20 protein-coding genes are annotated in these 22,468 nt (G+C 44.9%); all 20 read right to left on the bottom strand.

Annotated elements, in window-relative coordinates:
• Positions 1–3 precede the first annotated feature (3 nt).
• The 20 genes from IEX62_RS01675 to IEX62_RS01580 all read right to left on the bottom strand — a co-directional run bounded on the left by IEX62_RS01675 (position 4) and on the right by IEX62_RS01580 (position 22,465).
• Positions 4–1,050 carry a hypothetical protein gene (locus IEX62_RS01675; RefSeq protein WP_188773661.1) on the bottom strand — a complete coding sequence of 349 codons (1,047 nt, stop codon included), beginning with the start codon at positions 1,048–1,050 and terminating at the stop codon, positions 4–6.
• Positions 1,051–1,322: 272 nt separating this feature from the next.
• Positions 1,323–1,907, bottom strand: coding sequence for a hypothetical protein (locus tag IEX62_RS01670; RefSeq protein ID WP_188773660.1), 585 nt, complete (start codon positions 1,905–1,907; stop codon positions 1,323–1,325).
• 129 nt (positions 1,908–2,036) lie between these two features.
• Positions 2,037–3,305: an FtsZ/tubulin family protein gene (locus tag IEX62_RS01665; protein WP_188773659.1), complete on the bottom strand. Its 1,269-nt coding sequence runs from the start codon at positions 3,303–3,305 to the stop codon at positions 2,037–2,039.
• A complete protein-coding gene (locus IEX62_RS01660; protein WP_188773658.1) occupies positions 3,299–3,658 on the bottom strand; it encodes a hypothetical protein in 360 nt (119 codons plus the stop codon). The genes IEX62_RS01665 and IEX62_RS01660 overlap by 7 nt, the downstream gene beginning before the upstream one ends.
• Positions 3,659–3,728: 70 nt before the next feature.
• Positions 3,729–8,243 carry an S-layer homology domain-containing protein gene (locus IEX62_RS01655; RefSeq protein ID WP_188773657.1) on the bottom strand — a complete coding sequence of 1,505 codons (4,515 nt, stop codon included), beginning with the start codon at positions 8,241–8,243 and terminating at the stop codon, positions 3,729–3,731.
• 194 nt (positions 8,244–8,437) lie between these two features.
• A complete protein-coding gene (locus tag IEX62_RS24070) occupies positions 8,438–8,851 on the bottom strand; it encodes a prepilin peptidase (protein ID WP_373289083.1) in 414 nt (137 codons plus the stop codon).
• An 8-nt stretch (positions 8,852–8,859) separates the two neighbouring features.
• Entirely contained in the window at positions 8,860–11,187 is a 2,328-nt protein-coding gene (locus tag IEX62_RS01645) for a CARDB domain-containing protein (RefSeq protein ID WP_188773655.1), read from the bottom strand.
• Positions 11,188–11,241: 54 nt separating this feature from the next.
• The gene (locus IEX62_RS01640) at positions 11,242–12,150 is read right to left on the bottom strand and encodes a copper amine oxidase N-terminal domain-containing protein (RefSeq protein ID WP_188773654.1); all 909 of its coding nucleotides are present in this window, start codon (positions 12,148–12,150) and stop codon (positions 11,242–11,244) included.
• A 179-nt stretch (positions 12,151–12,329) separates the two neighbouring features.
• Positions 12,330–12,680 carry a hypothetical protein gene (locus tag IEX62_RS01635; RefSeq protein ID WP_188773653.1) on the bottom strand — a complete coding sequence of 117 codons (351 nt, stop codon included), beginning with the start codon at positions 12,678–12,680 and terminating at the stop codon, positions 12,330–12,332.
• Between the two features lie 149 nt (positions 12,681–12,829).
• Positions 12,830–13,033 (bottom strand): hypothetical protein, encoded by a 204-nt coding sequence (locus tag IEX62_RS01630; RefSeq protein WP_188773652.1) that lies wholly within the window; start codon positions 13,031–13,033, stop codon positions 12,830–12,832.
• A 62-nt stretch (positions 13,034–13,095) separates the two neighbouring features.
• Complete coding sequence (gene cpaB, locus IEX62_RS01625) at positions 13,096–13,788, bottom strand: Flp pilus assembly protein CpaB (RefSeq protein WP_188773651.1); 693 nt, start codon at positions 13,786–13,788, stop codon at positions 13,096–13,098.
• A gap of 12 nt (positions 13,789–13,800) precedes the next feature.
• Positions 13,801–14,226 carry a hypothetical protein gene (locus IEX62_RS01620; protein WP_188773650.1) on the bottom strand — a complete coding sequence of 142 codons (426 nt, stop codon included), beginning with the start codon at positions 14,224–14,226 and terminating at the stop codon, positions 13,801–13,803.
• Positions 14,226–14,672 (bottom strand): hypothetical protein, encoded by a 447-nt coding sequence (locus IEX62_RS01615; protein ID WP_188773649.1) that lies wholly within the window; start codon positions 14,670–14,672, stop codon positions 14,226–14,228. The genes IEX62_RS01620 and IEX62_RS01615 overlap by 1 nt, the downstream gene beginning before the upstream one ends.
• Before the next feature lie 19 nt (positions 14,673–14,691).
• Positions 14,692–14,931 carry a hypothetical protein gene (locus IEX62_RS01610; RefSeq protein ID WP_188773648.1) on the bottom strand — a complete coding sequence of 80 codons (240 nt, stop codon included), beginning with the start codon at positions 14,929–14,931 and terminating at the stop codon, positions 14,692–14,694.
• Positions 14,932–14,972: 41 nt separating this feature from the next.
• Positions 14,973–15,818, bottom strand: a complete 846-nt coding sequence (locus IEX62_RS01605; protein ID WP_188773647.1) for a type II secretion system F family protein — start codon at positions 15,816–15,818, stop codon at positions 14,973–14,975.
• A gap of 40 nt (positions 15,819–15,858) precedes the next feature.
• Positions 15,859–16,743 (bottom strand): hypothetical protein, encoded by an 885-nt coding sequence (locus IEX62_RS01600; protein WP_188773646.1) that lies wholly within the window; start codon positions 16,741–16,743, stop codon positions 15,859–15,861.
• Positions 16,740–18,953: a TadA family conjugal transfer-associated ATPase gene (locus IEX62_RS01595; protein ID WP_188773645.1), complete on the bottom strand. Its 2,214-nt coding sequence runs from the start codon at positions 18,951–18,953 to the stop codon at positions 16,740–16,742. Before IEX62_RS01595 ends, IEX62_RS01600 begins: the two co-directional genes overlap by 4 nt.
• Positions 18,954–18,968: 15 nt before the next feature.
• Positions 18,969–20,330, bottom strand: a complete 1,362-nt coding sequence (locus tag IEX62_RS01590) for a hypothetical protein (RefSeq protein ID WP_188773644.1) — start codon at positions 20,328–20,330, stop codon at positions 18,969–18,971.
• Positions 20,327–20,731, bottom strand: coding sequence for a hypothetical protein (locus IEX62_RS01585; RefSeq protein WP_188773643.1), 405 nt, complete (start codon positions 20,729–20,731; stop codon positions 20,327–20,329). The genes IEX62_RS01590 and IEX62_RS01585 overlap by 4 nt, the downstream gene beginning before the upstream one ends.
• A 15-nt stretch (positions 20,732–20,746) precedes the next feature.
• A complete protein-coding gene (locus IEX62_RS01580; RefSeq protein WP_188773642.1) occupies positions 20,747–22,465 on the bottom strand; it encodes a M23 family metallopeptidase in 1,719 nt (572 codons plus the stop codon).
• Positions 22,466–22,468: the final 3 nt, after the last annotated feature.

The following is a 22,468-nucleotide window of genomic DNA, read 5'->3' as shown; positions in this document are numbered from 1 at the left end:
TTCCTATCCTCCTAGTCGTTTAAAATGGCTTTCAACGGCACTGCGTGGTATGCCGAGCAGGTCAATATGTGTATGCATGATCAGCTCTTGCCTATAGAGTTCTATTTCAGTATCCCAGCAAATGAGCAGTATTCGCCGTCCTTCCCTCTCACTACGATCTCGGTTATACGCAGATAAACAGCGCTTTAGCATCAGGATATTGCCTGTAAGCAACTCAATCACATAAGGGGCAGCGGCAGCTTCTATACTGGTGAGTGGACGCATTCCATACCAAAATCCATATTTACTCCGATCCTTCACGCGACTTAGCTTACCGTGATCCGCTAGCAGCTCCTGCAAATGGCTATACCCGTTCAATAGAATATAGTGTCGAGTAATCCCAACACCAAGCGCATCCAATGACAATACATGCATGGGAACTCCCCCCGTGACAAGCTTCTGCTGTTCACACAGGCGTTCAAAATGGCGTTTAACGGCACTGCTCTTTGCGTACACCAGGTGTCCTTGAATCGGTTTCGGTTTGCGTATTTCCTCAATGATTTTGATCAGCGTATCTTCCTGTGCGTTGGCAGTCAGAAGGTAAACCAGATAGTCTCCTTCTCCCACATTAAATCCACCGACTACGCGATCCCCACGATTCATGCTGTATTTTCGCTTGATTGCCCTCGAATCCGAAAATGCGATATCCGGCATACTCAGGTGCAGCTCATTCATATCCAGCATCAACTCTCGCTGCTTCGTACTCCACTTTAAATCGCGCGCCCGATCTCCGCAGTCCTCAATCACCCCTCTCTCTCGTAGAAACCGCAGCCCTTGCTCCGTCAGACGATAATAGGCGGTACGCAGCATTCGTCCATTCTTTCTTGCCCCATGCACCTCTGATATCACCAGCCCCTCTTGCTTCAGCACATGGAGCCGTTTACTCCCATACCCTTCCTTCCCTCCGCTAAAATATCGCCGCAATAACTGCTCCTTCGTCATCTCTCGCAGTCGATACATCTCCCTCAACATTTGCACATCTCGTTCCGTCCATTCTCGCTGCTTCGGCACGCTCCTCCCCCTCTTTTGCTGGAAATTCTAAACGCTCCTTTTTGCTCTCTTATTACACCTTCGTTGGGGTCACACACTATCTGCAATCGCGGGTCATTCCAGCCTTCCCCTCAACTTGAGTTGAGCGGAAGCCCTCCATGACCTCTCGCTTTAAAACTGTATTGCCAAGTGCATGAGATCCCAGTCATAGCAAGGATTCCAGCTACCTTTCTCTGCTTAAATATCGGGTATTTTTGCTTAGTGCTCAAAAACAGGGGAAATATACCCGATATTCAAGCATTTATTTCATCCACATGATGCAACAAATCAATCATTTTTTCTTTGCTAGTGACATACAATTCAAGCCGATTCTTTTTCTGATGATCCAAGTATCCAGATTCCATGAACGACATCTTTTTCCAGCTATCATCTTCGATAATACGAGCCGCTCGAAGTGCATTAATTAAATGCCTTCGATTGCGATTATCTAAGTCACGAATCCGCAAATCACTAAAATAATGACAGAGATAAACAATAGCATTTTTAAATGGTTCAGGTCTGTGATCAGCAAGAGCTTCTACTGTTGCCTGTACATAGTAATCACGAATTGAATTTTCATAGGCTTTATCTGAAAAGTATAGCGGTAGCATCCCTTCATAGTTGAATTGATAAACTGGACTCCCGTCTAATTCAAACTTTTTCATAAAGCAAGGCGGATATGCCACGGGGTCAGGTGATAGACTATCAGGCAAAAATGGTCGTTTTTCAGATATGGCTTTACCAAGTTGCTTCGATAAGATGATGGCTTGCTGATACATCTGTTCCAATGCTTCCATTTCTTGTAGCTCTCTTTGGCTTTCGAATTCGTAAAATACCAACTGCATCACTCCTTTTTTAATATTGTAATTTCTTGGCTGTTAAGTGCATCACATATCGATGCACTTGGCAGAAGTATAGGTTCTGCTAGTGCATCAGTTAGTGCATCACATCTATCTAAGTGATGCGTATCACTTCAACTCGTTTAAAAAATCAAACGGGTCTTTCGGCGCTTTAGGTTCAGGGGCTGGGGATGAGTCATCATCAAATAATAGCGATTCCAGATCAGTCGTCTCCTTTTTGGCTTGCTTGTTGAATCCAGCAAGTGCAGCTGCAATCGCATCTGTTTTTTGACTGCGTTCCTCTGCAAGTCGTTCAAGCTCGGCTGCTTCTAGTGCTAGCTTACCAACACTATTCGGAAAATTCAGCCCCGAAACTACGGTATAGATCGTTACCAAGCCAGGTTGATCTGCTCCATACGTAGCTACTGGATTTTCATCCAGTGTAGGCGTAGTGCTTTGCAAAAAGGATTGAACTTCCTCTACAAATGCATGAGTGAAAAGCTCATTTGCATAGGACTGATCCGCTACAATGCTAACTGCGCTGCTAGCTGCATCGGAAAGATCATAGCCCGTGCTCAGTTCTCCATTTAGTACGCTTTGCTTGATCTTATCCATATAGGTGACCGGAGAACTTACATCAATGTCTTTAATCGGCAGAACACACTTAGCAATATGCAAACATCCGCTGCTGCGTAGCATGTTGAGCCACTCTGATGCATCAAAATGATAGTTACCAACAGGAATATAGCTTGAAGTCACTGTGTTGAGTTCATGAAGTAGTTTCGCAATATGACGATTGCAAGACTTCATAAATTCTTCTACACTGGCTGGTTTTTCCTGAGCAAGTCCGACTTGAAAGAGTTGCTCATTATCTACAACAATAATCGCACCAAGTCCAGACATCGCACGCTTGAGTGTTTGTAGGCGTTGCAGAGCATTAGAAAGTACTTTGCGCCCCTCATTTCTACGCGGCAAGGTAAGTAGCAACCCAAACCGTCCAGCAAAACCAGAAGTATGCAGTAGACGAATAGCTTCTAACAATGCCCCTGTACCGGTTCCTCCACCAAGTCCACATGAAATGAATATATAATCGCGATCTTTAAAGTAACTTACTACCTCTTGCGTAATCATCTCTTTATTGTCCTCAAATGCTTTTTGTCCCAGTACGATATCTCGTCCAACCCCACGCCCGTATCCTTTTAGTAAGAGCTTTTTGGCATTAGGAAGATTAGGTAATTTGTCCAAGTCGATTTCATTACTATTAATAAGTAATGAAGTATACGGACGAGTTGGATCAGCTGATGACATCGGAATATCTGCACAATCAACGGCAATGGATGTTCCGCCCATTCCCCAGCCAAAAAAACCATATTTCAAACTAATTTTCATATCTAACATGTAGAAGTTTCCTCCCCTTTTGATTTCTCCATTTGTCGTTGATCATGCCGATATTGAAGCAACTCTTCTCCTAAAACAGATACAGTGTACTGTTTGGTTTTAGCGATCTCTGCTACATCAACCAGTGCAGCTCCTTCCAGCATAGCAGCAGCCTCATCAAGTAAATGCCTAGAACGAATCGGTAGTTGCTCCGCTTCAGGATGAATTTTTTTATAGATTGTATTTGTGACATCGCGCAATTGCTCTTTCTGCACCGGACGCTCTGACATTTTGAGTCCAGCAAGCATCCAGATCATATTTTCGTTTCGAGCAGTAGCTGTTAATAATGCTTTTAAAATTTGTTCACGATTCAACACAACAACCTCCTCTCATTCTTTACATAAAAAAGGCTCTCACCCTACAGAGGGCAAGAGCCTTTTACACTTACTTTTTAACTTGTATCAGATCATGTTGCAAAGCGCGGTCAATCATCGCCGCGCTCTCCGCACGGGTAAGTGTCGCATGCGGACGGAAGGTTTGATCTGGGTAACCTTCCAAGATGCGTTTTGCAGTCAATCCGTTTACATCATTTTGCGCCCACGGTGATACAGCATCAGCGTCAGTGTAAAACGTATCCGCTACTGATACCGTATTTTGTAATGCATTAGCCAACATCTTTGCTGCCTGTTCACGGTCAATCGCCTCGTCGGGGGCGAATCGATCCGCACTGAAACCTTTAGCGATACCATGTTGGATTGCGGCTCTCAGCTCTGGTATATACCATCCCTCGCTATTTACATCTGTAAAGCTAAGAGACTCATCTCCAGCTTGCTTGATCTGCTCAGGAGTCAATGCCAACCGAGTCAACAGCGCCATAAATTCAGCACGTGTTGTACCATTTTGCGGTGCATAAAGATCATCAGAAATGCCCTGTACGATCCCCATGTCGGCTAGACGATTAATCGATGTCTTGGCAAAGCTCGTACTGATATCAATAAAGCTTTTCTTTTTATCATCCGGTTTTACGACTGGTGCGGGTTCAGGATCAGTTGGTACCGGATCTTCCACCACAGGCTGCGTCTCATTTACGACAGGTGCAGTAGGCAGTACAACACGTTCTTTTTTCGTATACGTCACGATTTCATGTGGCTTGGACGCTTGTCCAAGCTCGTTTTCGGTCCAGATACTAAAGGTGTAGGTACCACCTGCGGATAAGCGATCTTGCATGAAGGAGTCCATATTTTGAATCGATCCGCGATACAGCTCGGTGCCTTGCGATGCGATCACCAGCTGCTCGTTGTGCAACTGGTGCTGAAGCAGCAGGGTCACCCGATCCCGTGTACTCTCATAACTGATGTCCATTGTATCGTCCGGCAGGGTTACCCAGCTCGGCGCTTTCATCGCCTTCCCTTCGCCTGCACTGTTAACCGGTACAACGGTGTAATCCGCATAGCGAACCGCACTTTCTAACTTCTCCAACACCGTTTGGGTTGCGGTAACGGTCTGCAACAGCTGGTGGTGATCATCATAGACACGGTATTGATCCGCACCCGGTACCGCCATCCAATTCAAGGTCGCCTCATGCACGCCGATTGGATCAACATGTACCAGATCATTCTCGTCCACCGCGGAGTCAAAGCCCGGCAGCGTGCGGAATGCATAGTGCGATGCCGCGCCTTTGCCTGAATCGTTAACCGCAAGTACCTGGAAGCCAGCTGTCGCACCCGGTGTTAATCCTGTTGCTTGATACGACGGCGTGGATACGGTAGACAGAAGTTGACCGCTTGCATCCATCACCTCATAGGCTGTCGCGCTCTTCACAGGCGTCCACGTTAGCGATAGCGTGGCTGGCGTATGGTCAGTGACGTTATAGTCCGTAGGAGCTGCTGGCAGCGTCAGAACTTGACCTTCGACGGCTTGACCATACCCAGCTGCGTTACCCGCTGCGAATTGATACGTGTAGGATGTACCTGCCTCAAGATCCGTTACGGTGTAATCGCCAGCGCCCAGCTCGTAATCCTTGCCAGCAATCGATAATTTGTACTTCGTTGCGCCGGGTACGATGTCTGTAACGTGGAAGGTAACTGCACGTTCTTCAATCAATTTCACCTCAATCCCTCCAGCTGAGGGTTGATCCGGAAGGGTGGTGAAGATAAAGGTCGTTGGCGCTGAAAATCCTGTTTTATTCCGAGCATACACTTCGGCGCGATACGTGGTGCCAGAAGTTAATCGCGGAATGGTATAGCTGCTTTTTGATCCCGCCGTATCGAACGTACGGGTGCCGTTCAGAACAAAGCGGATGGCATCCGCACTTTGCGGCATCGAGACTCCGATGATTGCGGATGTACGGGTCGCAGACAGTTGGCGTAGATCAGTCGGCGGTGCAGGGAGTGTCAGCACGTTACTCAGCGTGGCTTTAGTTCCTTCACCCGTGCGGTTGGCTGCCGCCGCTGCATAATTGTACTCGGTGCCAGGGGTTAAGCCCGTATCGGTGAAGAAAGGATTCGTCCCGTTATACTTGAGCTGATTATCTCGCCAGAACGGATAATACGTATCCTCTGTCACGCTATTCCAGCCATACACCGCTCGTGTAGGGGTGTTCCATTTGAGTGCGATCGCATCGGTGCCAATCTGCACGGTTTGGAAGCCGCCAACTTGATCCGGTAAACTCAGGAATGTGGTATGGTATGCCGCGCCTTCGCCAGAAGCATTCACCCCACGAATGGCAAAGTCATACATCGTGTACGGCTTTAATCCACTTACCGCTTGATACGTGTTTCCCGTAACCGTCACATCGGCATCGACCTCTTGCGTTGTCCAATTGGTCGCCGTGATATGATAGTCCGTTGCCGAACGAATCGGATCGATGCTTACTAATGCTGTCCGGTAATCATTGCCCGATGCATACACGTCCGCATGGACGGTTGCGATTGGCAGCGTTACGCCAATGACTTCACTGGTACTGGTTGCCGTACCCACATGATTACTTGCGGTAATCGTATAGCGGTATTCGGTACCCCCTTCCAGTGAGTAGTCCAGCAGCTGATTGGTTGGATAGTTCACTGTCCAACTCTTACCGGTGGTCTCATTTTTCACCGTGTACTGCCAGCCGTCGGTGTTTGTGCTACCGGATGGAAGCGGCCAGCTCAGGAGCATTTGATCAGTTGCTGTACCCAGAACCGAAAGTTTAGGCGCAGTCGGCTGCTTTTGAATCAGAAATGGTGCAGACGTCATTTCGACAGCGTTGTCCGCTAGATCGTAAGCTTTCAAATGCAGATACCATGTACCCTCTTGGGCTTGTGTTAGGGTATCCTGTAATCTTGTCGCCTGATCCCATGTAGACGGCGAATCCGGGGATTGCGTCCACTTGTAGTACATTTTATAAATATTGATGCCCGACATCGCATCGGCAAAGGTATACTCCGTCGATACGGCTTGATCTGTATAGGATGTGCCGTTTTTAGAAAGGGAGACGGTCGGCTTTTGATCGTCGATATTCGTGATCGTAATCGACTTCGTGACCTTATTCCCCGCTATGTCGCTATACACAAACGGGTATTCACCGTTGGTTGTTGCAAGATAGCTCGCCTGACTACCAGGCACCACGTCCCCAGATGGCAACGTGATCGATTTCATGCCCGATGCAGAATCCAATCCGTTCGCCTGGATCGAAAGTGACTTCACCCATCCTTGCGGCGCAGTCAGGATCGCAAGCGGCGGCGTATTATCGATGTTGATTTTGCCGGATGCAACTTCACTTTCGATGCCCGCATTATTTCTGGTAATAGCCGTTACAATCGTGGTTCCTTCTGCCACAATGCGCTTAGGGAGCATGGGCATATCGCTACGTTTAAAGATCGTTCTCGCTTGTTCGGTTGCGCCGAAGAGCGAATAATAGGCACCTTCCACGCCAGACTCTGCGTCGGTGCCTGAGTCTACGTACAGGTCATACCCGCCTTTATACCACTTGGTGGAATCCAAGTCCCTAAAGTTCGGTACACTAGGCGGCGAATTATCTTGCCGACTATACGCCTGACCATACGGACTCTCCAGCTCGCTATTATTATATTGCGTCACCAAACGCGACTGAATGACCACCGAACCCTCGCTTTTCACAGGAATTACATCCTCCAGCGTATAGTTGATCCAAGGGCCATAATTGAGACGATACTGAATTTTACCGTATACGCCTTCAAAGTAGTTGGCATACCGAGTGGGCTTTTGGATCGTGAAGGTGTTATTGTTTCCTGTGTGAAAGTTTTCGGAAGGGGAAACGGTAATCACCGGTGGAGCAGTCGGTTGGATTTCTTTACGATATACACGATATTTCATGGATTTCATGGATTCGTAATAGTTACTCCCCCATGACCAGGAAATCTTCATGTTGTTCATCGTTTTTTGAAAATCGGTACCGTACTGAACGCTGTTCCCTTTAGCATCCGTGCGATTATCGAACAGACCTCCATTGATTTTTACCACTTGATACTGCGTTCCCGTGTAATAATTAGTTGCACCTACGGCTTGACCATTGGACGGATGAGCCCATACTGGCGTTGTGGATGTACCGTCACTGGCCTCAATATACCGAGTAAACGAGGTTACGCCGTTACCACCAAATCCATAGGTCGACATGCCCGCTTCCATCACCACATAATATTCTGAGCTGCCCATATTATTTGGTGCTGGAATCGGAAACGATACCTCAATCGATTTCGCATATTTGTAATAGGTACCACCTTCATAGCCGTATGATGCGTTTCCCGAAACCGTTACACTACCTAAAGCAGGATTTTCGACATAGCCTTGAGCTACCAACGTCCCGTAATTCGCTTGTTCAAATGCAATGTCGGAAGCCGTAGCTTCCGAAGCATACGCGACCGGAACGTCTCCTATCGGTAACGCCAAAGAGCCTAACAACACCATCGCTGCTAAGCACCCATTAATATATTTTTTCCCCATATTCCTCCTCCATCCATTCTGATCACTTAAACTTTATGGCTTTTGTCATCACATATAGAAATAATTATGCAGTTACATAGATTCGCCTCCTTACACAAATACAAGCAAAGCTTGTTACACTGATAGATGAAATAAAAAAAGCCCGTCACCTCTCTCATTAAAAGAGAAATGACGGGCTTTCTGCTGTATAACTTTTAAATTATCAGAATTGCTAGGCAGTAACCTACTGCAATCATTGGAGCAAGGGGGAACTGGTGACGAACTGGCTGTCTCCGTATAATCCTCACTCCTGCGTAAAACATACATAACCATCCCATAATGAAAATTGTACTGAGTACAATCGGTAAGCCACCAACCAATCCGATAACAGCAAGCAGTTTAATGTCCCCAGCGCCAATTGCTGCCGGACGGATCACAAAAATGAGTAGCAAGACCAGAGCTGGAATCAGCCCATATAGGCATGTCCATTCAAATGTAACGACTCGCCACAGCAACAAGATCAGCAGCAGCGGATGCGTCCACCGGTTCGGTATAACTTGATAGCGGATATCCGTGTACGCAAAATAGAGGCATAGCAATGCTAATGCCCATAACAGATAATGATTCATCCACTCGATCATTTGTTGTAGACCCGCAGGTCTTGCGTATCGTCGTACATGCTACCAAAGATTGTAACTACCTTACTCGTACAAGCAATCAGTCCATCTTTACCAGCAGCGTCCGTTGTGATTTTAACCGTATAGTTACCATCTCGTGTCTTTTCGTCAATATACCATTTGCGATCAACATATTTTTCGCCCGTTACGGGTGATACCGCTGTATGCTTCGGAAATGCCCAAGTAGCTTGATCTTGACCACCAGCAATGCGTTCCATTTTCACTGTATCTACTTTCTGACCCAGTGTATTGTAAATCGTTGCTGTGACTTGAGTCGGTCCGTGGTAGCTGCCTCCGATCCTGCGAGCGGTACCTTCATAGCCATTTGGCACCTTGCTCTCCCAATCGGTGTAATAATTAGTTTTAACCGTCAGCTCGAAACCATACCCGGCTCTCGTAACTTGATTCGGGTCTTTTCCATGAGATTTACTCCAGGGAATAATCTCCCAGCTCCCCCGACTCTCTCGGTCACTGTCTTTAGGATGATTAGGATCAGTCGCAATTCCTTGCTTGGTGTTTAAATCCGCAGATAATGTCAGCGATTCTTTATAAGAAACCCGTTTATACTCCCAGATCGGACGCTTCTTACCTTTCCGATCTTTTTTATATCCCGTAATGGTGGGATATGTGACTGACCAGTTTGACGTTGCCTTATCGCCAGTACATGATCCTGCTTTACCGTCAGCCCCTACAACTAAACAGCTTCCAATAGCCGTGTTGTTGCTATAATCGATATCATCGGTTTCCTCTTTCGGATCAACAATGACCATGATCTGGTGATTTCCTTCACCTGTGCCTTCCCAGGTAAAAGGTCCGACAGTAGTTATCTCATTAGATGGTAACGTCTTTTTCGCTTCATACACAGTATTCCCATTATCAGTGAAGCGAATCAGTACGTTACCCTGAGTAGTTGGCCCCACATTTTTAATCTTAGCCGTGATCTGAGCTTTATCCCCGTCTGTGATCTTATCAGGATCGACGGTAACAGATTGCGCTATCAAATCTGTGTAGTCGCGTGTCCACTCGTCGGTAATTGTATTATTATCGTATGCTTCGCTTGGAAATTCAGTAGCACGTTCCTCATGCGATGGATTGTTAATCGTCACAGCGGCTTTAATCTTGTACCTGCCAGCTTGTTCCCCCACCTGTACATTGCCAAAGTAATACGAATATTCTTGACCATTCACGGTCTTTTTTGAACTTCCAGTGTACATCCCTTGCAACGTCTGATCTTCCCCATCCAGCCCCGTAATGGTGACTTTCGCCAGCATCGGAATACCGCGCTCGCTAATGTAATCGGCACTATCGTAATCCTCACCTTTGTAATGGAACTTGACCCACAATTGATTGCTGTCTGTAAGTGTAAGTGAGTCTGGAATAAAGTCCATATTCAGCAGCTCCGCAATATTAATAGTTTTAATTGCTGTGCGACCATAGCCATCCTCCAGCACAACATCGATCTCATTGCCGAGATTTTCACGCAATGAGTTCAGGTTCGTCACACTCACGCTACCGGTAGCAGTATCCTTATCTGTTGAGATCATTTTCCCGTCCGTGAGCGACATGACTTGCTTCAGATCTGGAAAAGCACCCTTCTTCGTTGCTACGATACGAATATCGCGCTGTGTAAAACCATAAGCCTTGTAGTTAAGTTTGAATCCTTGACCAGTGCGTGTAAACGATAACTCAGGCCAGGCAGATGCTGTGTAAATCGCTTGTCGCTCATCATCACTGATCTTTTTGGTACTGTCGAACTTATAGCCCATCCGTTGAATGATGCCAGATGTACGCAGAAAGAAAAAATTTTGTTCTACATTATAAAAAAACGGATGGCGATATTTGAACACTTCATCATCAGCATTTGATTCAAAACTATCTCGGTAGAAAGTCCACTGCTTAGCTGATATTCCCCCATTATTTCCTTTGGTAAAAGCATCAAATAGTTGACCTAATGCTTCTGGACTTTTATAGACAAGACCAAATCCATTCTCTTTGTCAAAATCAGGATCACCATCACGCGGCTTTACATTGAACACATCATAATTCGGGATAATACTCTGCTTGTTGTTTGGATAATTAATGATTCCTGTCCACCGACTCAATTGCCATGCACGAGTCACTGGTTCAGTATCTCCTAATGCGGGAATGACTCCATTAAGCCGTTCTCCAGTATCCTCATAGTTATAAGGAGCAAAGGAACTAACCATCGATGTGCTTGCTGCTTCAGATACAACAGACTGTAGAAAGATAGTGAGCGCTAATGGAGCTATTAACCACTTTTTCTTCATAAAATAGTTACCTCCTATAAAAAAGAGTCCCTTTAGGGACTCAGTAAACTACAATTACAGACTTTTTGCTAAAGCAATAACTTCTGCAACTGTTCCAACCTGATTCACAAATTCTTTGTTGATAACAATATCTGAAACCACCCATGCTCTATCTGTACTTCGTGGTGATTCATTACCTGAAAGCCCAGTATATCGAGAACCATCTAAGAAGATCGAATATACTTCAGAAGTCTTCTGATCATGAATGGAAGTTTGCTTGTTTGGATCAACATAGGCAATAGTTACAAAACCATTTCCTTTTCCGACTGGAAAAGTGTACGTTTGGCCCGGCTTCAATTTCTCATATTTTGAGCTCGTCGTGTATGTTCCAGTTGCACCTGCTGGAAGTGTGAAAGTCACCTTACCATCAGCTTCCTTCAGATTATTCGCAAAGAGCATCTTACCCAGCGTTTCAAAGTTCGGGTCGAACTGGAAAGCATCTGTCGTATCAGGGGGCTGAGGAACAGGATTGGTCTGCACCGAGCCAGTAGTGATCGATACCAGGTTACGTGCCTGCTGCCAGTCAACTGTTGCACCCATCGCTTCGCTGACAAATCGTAGCGGCACCATTGTACGTCCTTTGATGACCTTTGCTGGGACATCGAGTGTGACTACTTTGCCACCGGCTGTTACTTTACTGCTGTTGATCTTGAGCGTAATGGTCTTTCCAGACTGCTCAATTGTCACAGTCTTTGTTGCACTGTTGTATGCTACTTTGCCACCCAATGATTGGGCCACGAATCTTGTCGGGATCAACACGCGGTTAGCATCCATAATTGGACGCTGATCCGGGAACTGTACGGCTGCTTGGTTCACCGTTACTTTAATGTCGGCTGCTGCCGCTGCATAGCTCGGTAGTGGCTGAAGCGTAACAGCAACAGCTGCAAGTGTCGTAGCAGTGATAAACGAGAGCTTCTTCTTCATCACATTCACCTCTTTTAATTAATAGACTTACACAAAAATCCAGCTATTCCTTAATTGTAGTATACCTGATCTCTCTAACTTGCTCATTCCAAATTTCGTTAGATAGTATATGCCTCCTCATCCTTTTTATAAAATGCAAAAAGCCGCATGCCCAGGAGTTCCTGTACATGCGGCCTATTTCATAATCGATGCTTATAAATGGAATTTAGTTGATTGATGTCTGATTCGGATAACTTTTCGTCTTGCAGCTTTGTAAGCAAAAGCTGTAAATGATCAGCTACACGCTCTGCCTTTTGTGGCTCGTCATCAAACTCAGATTTTAAAAATACAATTGTATGTGCTAAGTCACTTAAAAGAAAAGCACGTTGCTCTTGAGACAGTTCTGCATCTAATGGAAATAATTTTTTGATTTGCTTTTTTCGTGATCGATTGCCTGTCCAAGTGCTCAAATGGGCAAGCAAGTAGATGACGCTAATTAATACAGCTACACTAGCAAATGTGAAAATAACTCTTTTCAAATCCTCGTCCATGATGCACCCCACCTTGCATATAACCAACAAAAAAAGCCTCAAATTAGGCTTTATTTAGTAAAACTTATGTTAGACGCTTTTTGGGCTGACTCCATTATAACGTGGAAATCAAGTGTTGGCAAGAACTTTTGTTCGGTTTTCCAAAAAAATTATTGTACATTTCCATTAGGCGGTGTCAAAAAACCATATTCATCTAAGTGAAGATGAGAAATTTGCTGAATTCCTTCAACTATCGTTTCTCGAAATTTTAGTTCATCTGCCATTTTCACAAGTAAAAATCCTAGAAGAGCTATCTTTTGATTCGCATTTAAGAGCTTCACTTGGTCGATCACTTCTTTTACATCCCACTCCATTGCTCTTCCGCCTCTCTACAAAAGAAGGACCAGTACGATCGATCATACTGGTCTTTCTTTCATTACTTCTGTTGCCCAGCTGGAGCCAAGTACACCTTTCCACTTTCCTGATACCCCACGATTAAATTACGCTGCTGCTCATTAACACGTAACACTACAACACCTGGTACGGTTCTATTTCCATCTGCATCGCTGCTATTGATAATGCCCCCCTGAGAATCAAAAACCGTTTGAACTTCAATTCCTTTTAGAACCGGGTCACTACGTACCGTTCCTTGATTATCACGTCCTACGTAGGCTATCACATCGACTTTCGAGCCAGCTCTTACTTCACCGCCAGCAGCAGTAGGTAGATCAACCTTCACACCCAACTCATATTCTCCTTGCTTCAACGCTACACTGCTTCCTTTTGCCGACTGGCTCGCTGTAGTTAGATAGTTTTGCCGGATCATACTGCCTTGTGAAAAGCCAATGCCACTTGCAAAGCGTTGACCATTCTCTAATTGCTTGATATCTGTTAGAGCATCTGTAGGTACATCACTTTTGACTCGCTGCTGCACCTCGCTGTTGGTATCATCTAGCTCCTGATAGGGTAAGATATCTGCTTTGGCTACCAATACTGGTACGGTGACTCGCTGATCTGCCAGCTTTGCTTGCTGCCATTTATAACTTACCATGAATACAATTAGTGCCAATACAATAAGCACCAGCATTTTTGTCGTACGATTCAAGTATCGATCCAATAATCGTTTCAACTTCTGTCCTCCTTAATTATACTCGGTTGACACCGGTATATTCCTTACAATAGACTCATCCTTTGTCCAGCCGGGAATGAGCATCCTAACTTTTGTCGAAAATCGACAAGTCACGATTGTACTTCCAGATGAAGTTGTCGTAATCTCCGTCACTAACTGACTGTTTGACATAAAACCATTCTCCAGTTGCTCGTTTAATTTCATTTGCGAGCGAAAAGAAGCCCGGATGGTGCTACGAAGCACATCCGGGTTCATAACTACCTTGCCACCGCTACTTGCATCTACAGACTCTAAAGCATCGATCACAGCGATGTTGATTGCCATCTCTAACCGATCACCGCCTTTATGATGCACAGTAGTTAGAAGGATAAGACTTCCTACTACTGGCACGACGATAACAAATAATAAGATGCTTGCTAGCAATTTAAGCGCCCCCATCAGCCACCTCCACGAAGCAACTTACGAGCTACACCAGGTATTGTCTCATCGATTTGTAGCGTTTCATTCGGCATTCCTAGAAATTTATATGCCCATAGTGGATAAGTGGACGTGTAGTGTATATAGAGCGGGTCATAACGCTGTACCGTCTGTGGCGTTGCGCTAAATGTAACTTTGTTTGGATCATGTCCCATCACCTTAATCATATTTCTGAACCTCTGTTCAGAACCTGCATCTGCTCCATTTTGTTCTGACATTGTTCCCATTTCTTGTTTTGCGGCATAATTCAGGTCGCCCTGATAAGTAGATGCCATCAAAAAGTTAACAATGAATGCGACAGTAACAACAGCAAAATAGCCGAAGAATATAAGACCTAAAATGTCAGCCACAACACCTTGTTCCTGTCTGAAAAAGAAGCTGAAGCGGTGTCGAATATATGCGACCATATCGCTTCCCTTCTTTCACCTACAAGATTTGATCCATCCAGCCTTTAGCTTTAGTGAACCCTGTCGTAATAAGGTCTTTAGCTTGCGGAAAGAAAAACACAATTAGCGCTATGCCAACAATAATAAGCGCTACAGTTTCAATTGAAATAGCCCCTCTTTGAGTATTAACAAGCGTGTACATACGATTCGTTACAGCATTTTGTACAGCAACTACTTTTTGCTTTGCATTGTTCACCAGGGAAGTTACGGATTGCATCATTATAAATTAGCTCCTTTGGTCCTTTGAGGACTGTTTTTATTTTAGAATCCATTCATCAACACAACAATTTTGCTTGCCATCATGATCATAAAACTGAGGCAGATTAGAGCAGCAATACCAACAAATACATTGAGTAGAGCAGGTTTCGTACGGTTTTTTTCTTGTAAGCTCGCACGGCGTAATGAACGCATATCCGTTTGAATTGATCGCAGTGCGCTCTCAGATGACTCAAACCCAGAGTCACGTACCATCATAATGACAGAAACAAGGTTATACACGACCGGATGACGTATCCGATCGGCGAATTGCTGCAAAGCTTCGTATTCGCCATATGCAGAGTTAGTAATTAACTCTTTCAAATGACGCGCTAGTGCTGGTTTACATCGCTGGCTGACTTCCATCCAAATACCTTGAAAGCTTTTCCCTGTCTCTAAGGCAACCTCCATGCGATCAAACAGTAAGGGCAAGTCACCAAGAATCAAACTTTCATTTTTTTTGACCATCTTATCGATATTCTGTATGCCAGCCCATAGCAGCATAGGTGGTGCTAATACAGCTAGAACGTACATCAATACATTGTCGCGTGATTGACCTACTATTAAACACACGACGCTAACTAAGAGTGACAATAAAAAAAGCCGTGTGAGATACGCTTCAAGCGTCTTTTTCTCACCCAGCTCCTCATATTTTTTTCGCAATTCTTCAGGTATGATCTGGTCAATCAAACCATAGATCATTCTCTGCAATCGTGACTGGGGTTGATGCCGTACACGCTGAAGTGCTTGAAATGCACGTAGCGTATCTTTATGCCGTGAAAATCCCGGCAACAACAAAGAAGCCACTAGAACAAATATTGTGGCTGCGGATATCGATATGAGGATACTCATATTTCGATTTCACCTCCCTTCGTGAAATAGTCGCATTAGATTAAGCATCTCGCATATCAAAGCGCGTGAGGCGGTTTAGATACAAAACTGCTATAAGTGTATTCACACTCAATGCAGCAAGTAGGGTTTGACCTAAGAATGTATTCATACTTAGTGTCATAGAAACGGTATCTGCCATATTCATTTCCATGAATTTAAATAGAAACGGCAACGTCCACAACATCAGATGAAGCGTGATCATATTCCATCTCTTCTTTTGATTGATCAGCTCGACTTCCTGAATATCTAATATGTCGAGTGAAATGTCATCGACTGTCTTGCCAATGCTTCTCGCCATGCGGAAGGTGAAGCCTTCGCTACGTCCAATTATCAACTTTTCACATAAATCCTCAATTCGCCGGAAGGTAAGCTGTTGTTTTAAATAGCGAAGCGCTCGTTCTGGCTCTCCACGGTCAATTGAAATGAGCTGAAGCATTTGTGCAAAAATCGGTTTAGTGACTCCATTCATAAGGGGCACGGTGTTTGATAAAGCATATTCCAAGCTACCGCCTTCTTGTAACTTGGATGTCAATAGCCGCAAATTCGGCACGCAGCTCATCAATACACGTCGTTTCCGTCGATAGATGACATCCTCCATCACTAGCGTAGGAATTACCCAACCAGCGACCACACCAACAATGATGAGGAGTACATTATGCGTTAACCAAACGAGAATAGCTCCTACGGCAAGCCCAGAGCCGATCATACATACATAGTGCAAAAGTGACCATTCTAGACCAAGCTCTGAGCCTCTACGTTTTACGGTAAAGGTGCCAAGCTGCATCTGCCAGAACCGTTTACGTTCGCCTAGTTGTGTGCGCTCAGGTAAAACAATGGAAACAGCATACGTGGCTAACAAGGAAACGATCATTGAAACTAAGATCATGACGACCTTTTCACCTCCTGGTATGAGAAATTCTCCTCTTCAAAACGGCACCATTGTTTGATTTCTACCTCCGAATATTGTGTATGGCTGTTGATTTTGTCGCGCATCCGATTGGTCTTCAAATATCCAACTTGAATATGACGCTCCTGCTTCAAGTCGTAAGCAAAGATCACGTTCATGATGGGCTTTTCTACGCCTTCATACCGCACAAGTTCTGCAATCCGCATGATCACGCGGCGACCATTGGGTAATCGTTTAAGGAAAATGAAAATATCGAGCGACTGACTAATCTGTGCAGCGATGGCTGAGGTATTCCCACACAATTGTAAAATACGCATCGCCCCTTCTTCGCATCCATTGGCGTGAGTAGTCGTCCACATCACATGCCCTGTATTCGCTGCTTTCAACATTTCGAGTGCAGCTTCTTCTTCGCGTGTTTCGCCAATCAGAAACCCCCACGGATTGAGTCGCATGCAGGTTCGAATCAATCGCTGGATCGGATAACTTTTGGTGACATCCTCTAAAATTTTAGTGAGCAACGAAAGCAAATTCGGATAATGACGGTATTGCTCTTTGCTAGAAAGTAAGACTTCCGGCGAATCCTCAATACTGATAATCCTAGTTAAGGGATCAACATAAAGTGGAAAACGGATCAACGTACTTGTCTTTCCACTATTGGTTGCTCCAACGGCAACAATGTTGGCTCCAGCAGGCACAGCAAAATTCAGGAAATCCACAATTTCTTGCGAAGCATTGCCGCTCGCAATAATTTCTTCATCAGACAAAACACGCGGTGGGAACTTCCGAATTGAGGCTAGTGGCGATCCCATACTTAGACCACTTCGTCTTTCCCGATCCGCTACAGCACATACGCGTGTACCGTGGTAAGTGGTATCAATGACAGGCTCATTACTGGTGAGCTGTTTTCCCATAAAGCTGAGCATCCGATTGATAATCCGGTACAAATGATCCACATCTTCAAATTCAACGTCTGTGGCTTGCATCACTTGTCCTGCGCGTTCAATAATGACTTGCTTGGGCCCATTGATTTCAATATTGATTACCTGCGGATCATCCAATAATTTTTGCAAAACGCCCAGCTCTGTAATTTCCCTTTGTACAAACTGGGTGACTTCTTCTAATCTACCTGGCAAACTGCCCACTGGGAATGAACGAAGCAAGTCCGCAATATAAAATCGTACCCGTTCCCTCGCATCTCCATCCATCAATGAAGCGACAAAATCATCCAGATGCTTTTCTTGGAGCTGCTGCTGTACCTGATCTTTAATGTCATTCCACTTTTTCAGATCACGAATAGGCTTGAGGGAATGGTTAGAGGACACCAAATGATCCCTATCTTGTCCTTCTTTACGAATGAAATTTACAGGCTGAATATAGCCAAAATGTGATTCATCCGATGCAATAGGTTTGGATGTAGCCTCATTGTCCAATAGCGGAATGTCATATACCATTTTCCACAGTCGTTTAGGAGACACAATCATCGTTTCTTTCGTTACGGATTGAACTGAACGATTCGAAGCAAATAAGACAAATCGATCTGAAGCGAAATGATAATCCTGCTTGAGACGTTCAATGGCTAACTGATTTAGCACTATATCGCTCGAATCATGGATTATGAATACATTGGCATCTGCCTGCTCAATTGAAAAAAATGTTGTTGGCATATCCAGCTTGCCTTGCGTCACCAGCATAACTGTATCGTAATCAGCTTCAGCTTGATCGATAATCCACTCTGGCAGATTGATCAATGTGTCTGCATCCTGTATCTGCTTAATTAGAGACTGATCTAGCATCGCGTGCGGATTAAGTAAGATATAGTCGGTTGATCCACTACTATACGTGTAGGCTGAAAGGGACTTGAGTTGCCCTCTATCCATATCCAAAACGAGCCGATCCATCGTTTGATCGCTATCCAACTTCGGCAACTCTTTGTTAGGAACAACGGCAACCGCCAGTCGCGGAACACTAAGACACGGCATTTCAATAACCAGTGTCTTTGTGTGCGGTAACGCTTTAACCAAGCTCATGACACCCATACTGGTATCGGTAAGATTAAAATTAGATACGGAAACCACTCGTGCTCGTTTAGATGGAGGATTAGGTTCAGCTGGAGCAGAAATCACGAATGTCTCTGACTCAGCTAAACCGATACCTCCACGCTGATCCTTCTTAAACCATTTCCAAATCAATGTCATTCCTCCTTATCATCTGAACCAACCTTTTTTACGGGGTTTCCCCACCAATTGACCTTCGAGTAAACGTCCTTCCTCTGTGAATGGATCGGCTGCTGTTATATTAGGAACAACAATGGAACAATATTCTTTTAACAAAGCAGCGCATAATGCAGTACGTTCGTCATCTGTATAATTCAGTATGGTAACTGCATTACGCTTGTGGTTCTGCCATACATTCGGTAACAAGTTGATCCAGCGAGCAATATCCCATGGTGCAACTGGCAGAGTAAGCAATGCCACATCACTACGTGTAAACCAGTAGTATTCGGTTATTTTCAATAATCGTTGATCTGCCGGGTCTACTAACACACCTAAGTCAATCACGACGACTTCATATTTGCCTGTGGCGATGATATCCATCAGTTGCTTTTCTGATTGTTCTGGATAGATATCGATACCATTTACACGCTCAACGTTTTCGGTTCCAGGATGAGATAGCAGATAACGTAAGTCTGATCGCTTCTGTTCACTGTATAGGTCTACCAGCGCCGTCTTATGTTTATGTCCCTTAGAAGCTTCATAGGCAGCCTGAATAGCCGTATGCGTTGTTCCACTACGGCTCACCAATGCTCCCACACTAATAAGCATCGTTTTGACTGCATGGGGCTGAGAAATAAGGACTGGACTCGGACTCACCTCTGCCGTGGTTTCGACTACTGGAGGATCAGATGTTTCCAGGTCATCCTTTTGATCAGGCTGTACCGGTGTAATGGGTTCCGGCTCAGATGTAGCATCCTCCTGCAATTCTTCATCTAGTGGAGGCGGATCGGAATCTGGTTCTGATGTCACTTGGTCTACTTCTTTTGCAGTATCCAGCACTCGATCTATTTTAGGTTTGCGCCGCAACCAAGAGGGTAATTCCAACGTTCGATCCCGCTCCGGCGCATCATGAAATGATGTTTGCTTCGTCGCTTTATAATCGCGTTTTGATGGCACGACTATATCCAGCTTAGGCACATCTGCAATCGTCTTGCGTGTATTGATCCAGTGGATTACATCATCTACATTAAACTGCTCTGCAATATAGATATCATAGATACCATATGTTCCAAGAGCCTTCTGCCACTCGATATCCGCATCAGGCAATATGGCAATGAGCCGAGTTGCTGGAATGCACATTCGGATTTTTTGAAGAATTTCAATGCTATCTCGTTTGTTGGCACCAGCAGATGCATCAATTAGAGCAATATCCGCTTCCACTTTTCCTGCTTCAGCGGCAATGTAAAATTGCTCCAGTGTGATATCCGTACCAGAAATCGTAATCTCGCGATTTTGTAAAGCTTGAACAAGTGGTTGGACAATAGCAGCTGCAAAGACAACATGTATCTTCATGAAGCTTCTCCTTTCTTCATGGTGAAAAACCACTGGAGGATAGCTAGAACAAAGTCGCTAAACTCCTGCCAATACTGAATTACGAAAAAGCCAACTAAGGATAGCACGAGAGATAGGAAGGCTAACGCTCTGACCTTTTTAAAAAATAATCCAATAAATAGTAAGATCAAAAAAACGATCAAGGCAGCACCTAGATACAATTTGCCTCCCGATTGTGCCATGCCCATTAACTCATTTCCTTTTTGTTCTAGGTTTTTACCTATTTCTTCAGGATTAAACTTTTGCTGTTCTTCTATCCGCTGTTGTACACTCGATGGCGCAGAGTCCTCCGCAGCGAAACCATAGCTGGGCAGAGCGAATACAATTAGACTTATAATCAAACTTAAAATCCACCACTTCATAGGCTTGCTCCTGTTCTAACGTAATTGTGATAATTGGTCATAGAAAATGCTGACATTTTTAAACCAATTGTCTCCATCCCCGGCATAATAACCGGATGGATTATCTCTACTGCTCAACCACTGAATCGGATTAACGTTTGCTGGTCTTCCCTTCGACAATTTCACAATTGTCTTTGCTGCAATACGTGCAGACTCTCCTGTCGTAAGTGTAGCGCCCTTACCCTTCGACCAAAATCCAAACACATTCCACGGATTGCGGATGATTTGAGCGGCTTGCGGATGGCTGGCTGGTACAAAGGATTGCTCTGCACCAGTTATTGCGATTAGCAGATGTGGATCGACATTCGTTGCTTTACCAGCCGCATCAATCATGCGTAACGTAGGGGCATTAGCAAGCGCCGAGTTGCGACTTTGTAGCCACAGTTGTATCGCCATGATGTTAAGCGGACGATACTTGAGCGGATCACTACCACCGCCACCAAAGTAGCTGATTGGATCAACCGGATTGCCATTGACACGTACCTCAAAGTGTAAGTGCGGACCCGTTGACCGTCCGGTTGTGCCAGACAGAGCTATTTGCTGCCCTGCCTCAACGGTCTGACCACTCTGTACATTGATCTTGAGCAAATGGTAGTAACGTGTCTCCACACCGCCCTCATGTTTGATGATGATTGCATTACCCGCTGTGCCCATTGGGGCGGCATATACAACCGTGCCTGTCCCAGCAGCTACGACAGGCGTACCTTCTGGTATTCCAATATCAATCCCGTTATGCATCTTTGTCTCGCCAGTAACCGGATGTACTCGCACTCCAAATGAAGAAGTGATCCGGTGGGATGAGGGTACTGGCCACGTCAAAGAGCCACCGCTAGGTACCCAGCTATCGTCTGGTAAAAAGCCACCCTCTATATCATCATCTACTAAATATTCTTTCCAATAATCCATTAAGAAATCCTGATCTTTATCCGAAACCTTGTGCTGTACAAGCAGCTCACGTAGCGGCTGCCAATCCTCTAGTGTGGTCTGTACATCAGATACAGCAAACCAATAGATTGTCGTTGTCAACGTACCGCACTTTGAGCTTTTTTTACTACTGCTTACAGTAGGTACATAAGAATAAACATACTCATTTTGCATCGTGCGTGCTTTCATCAACAGTTCTTTAGTGACAATGGTTGTTGTGGTCTGGATCACGTAGCTTTTTTTGCCATTTGCATTCGTTCCCCCTGACTTTCGTACACACACTTGTTGAACCGTTTTCTGCTGTCTATTCTCCCAGGTGAAGACGGGCTTCACTTCTTCAAACGTCTCATCCGGCTTCAAAACCAACTCTTTATATACTACTTCTGGATCACTATACGTCTGTAAAAAGAATGGATCTTGCAGTGTTCGATCCACAATCGCAAGCCAGCCATAAGGTAAGCTGTACGGATCAACTTGCGCTAATTGAAACGCATTTAATCCTTCATTCCACTTTGAAGCAACCTCTTGGTATTTAGGAAATACATCTTCCTGTTCTTCCTTCGTCCCGTAAAAAAAAGCCTGTAAGGGATCAGTCGTGGTCCCGGTTAAAGCTTCCTTTGGCATCTCAAAAATAGAATAGAAAGCAATCGCTCCAAGAATAAAGATGCCGACAAAAATGAGCACATAGGGAGCAATGGCAATAAGCAACTTCCGAAGTAAGAGATCGCCTACATAACGAGCAGCCTTTTTACTAAGCTGCTTTATATCCACATG

This window comes from Paenibacillus hunanensis (assembly GCF_014645615.1).
Taxonomy (GTDB): domain Bacteria; phylum Bacillota; class Bacilli; order Paenibacillales; family Paenibacillaceae; genus Saccharibacillus; species Saccharibacillus hunanensis.
The sequence above is the reverse complement of the archived record's forward strand: the minus strand, read 5'-3'. Positions and strand labels throughout refer to the sequence as shown.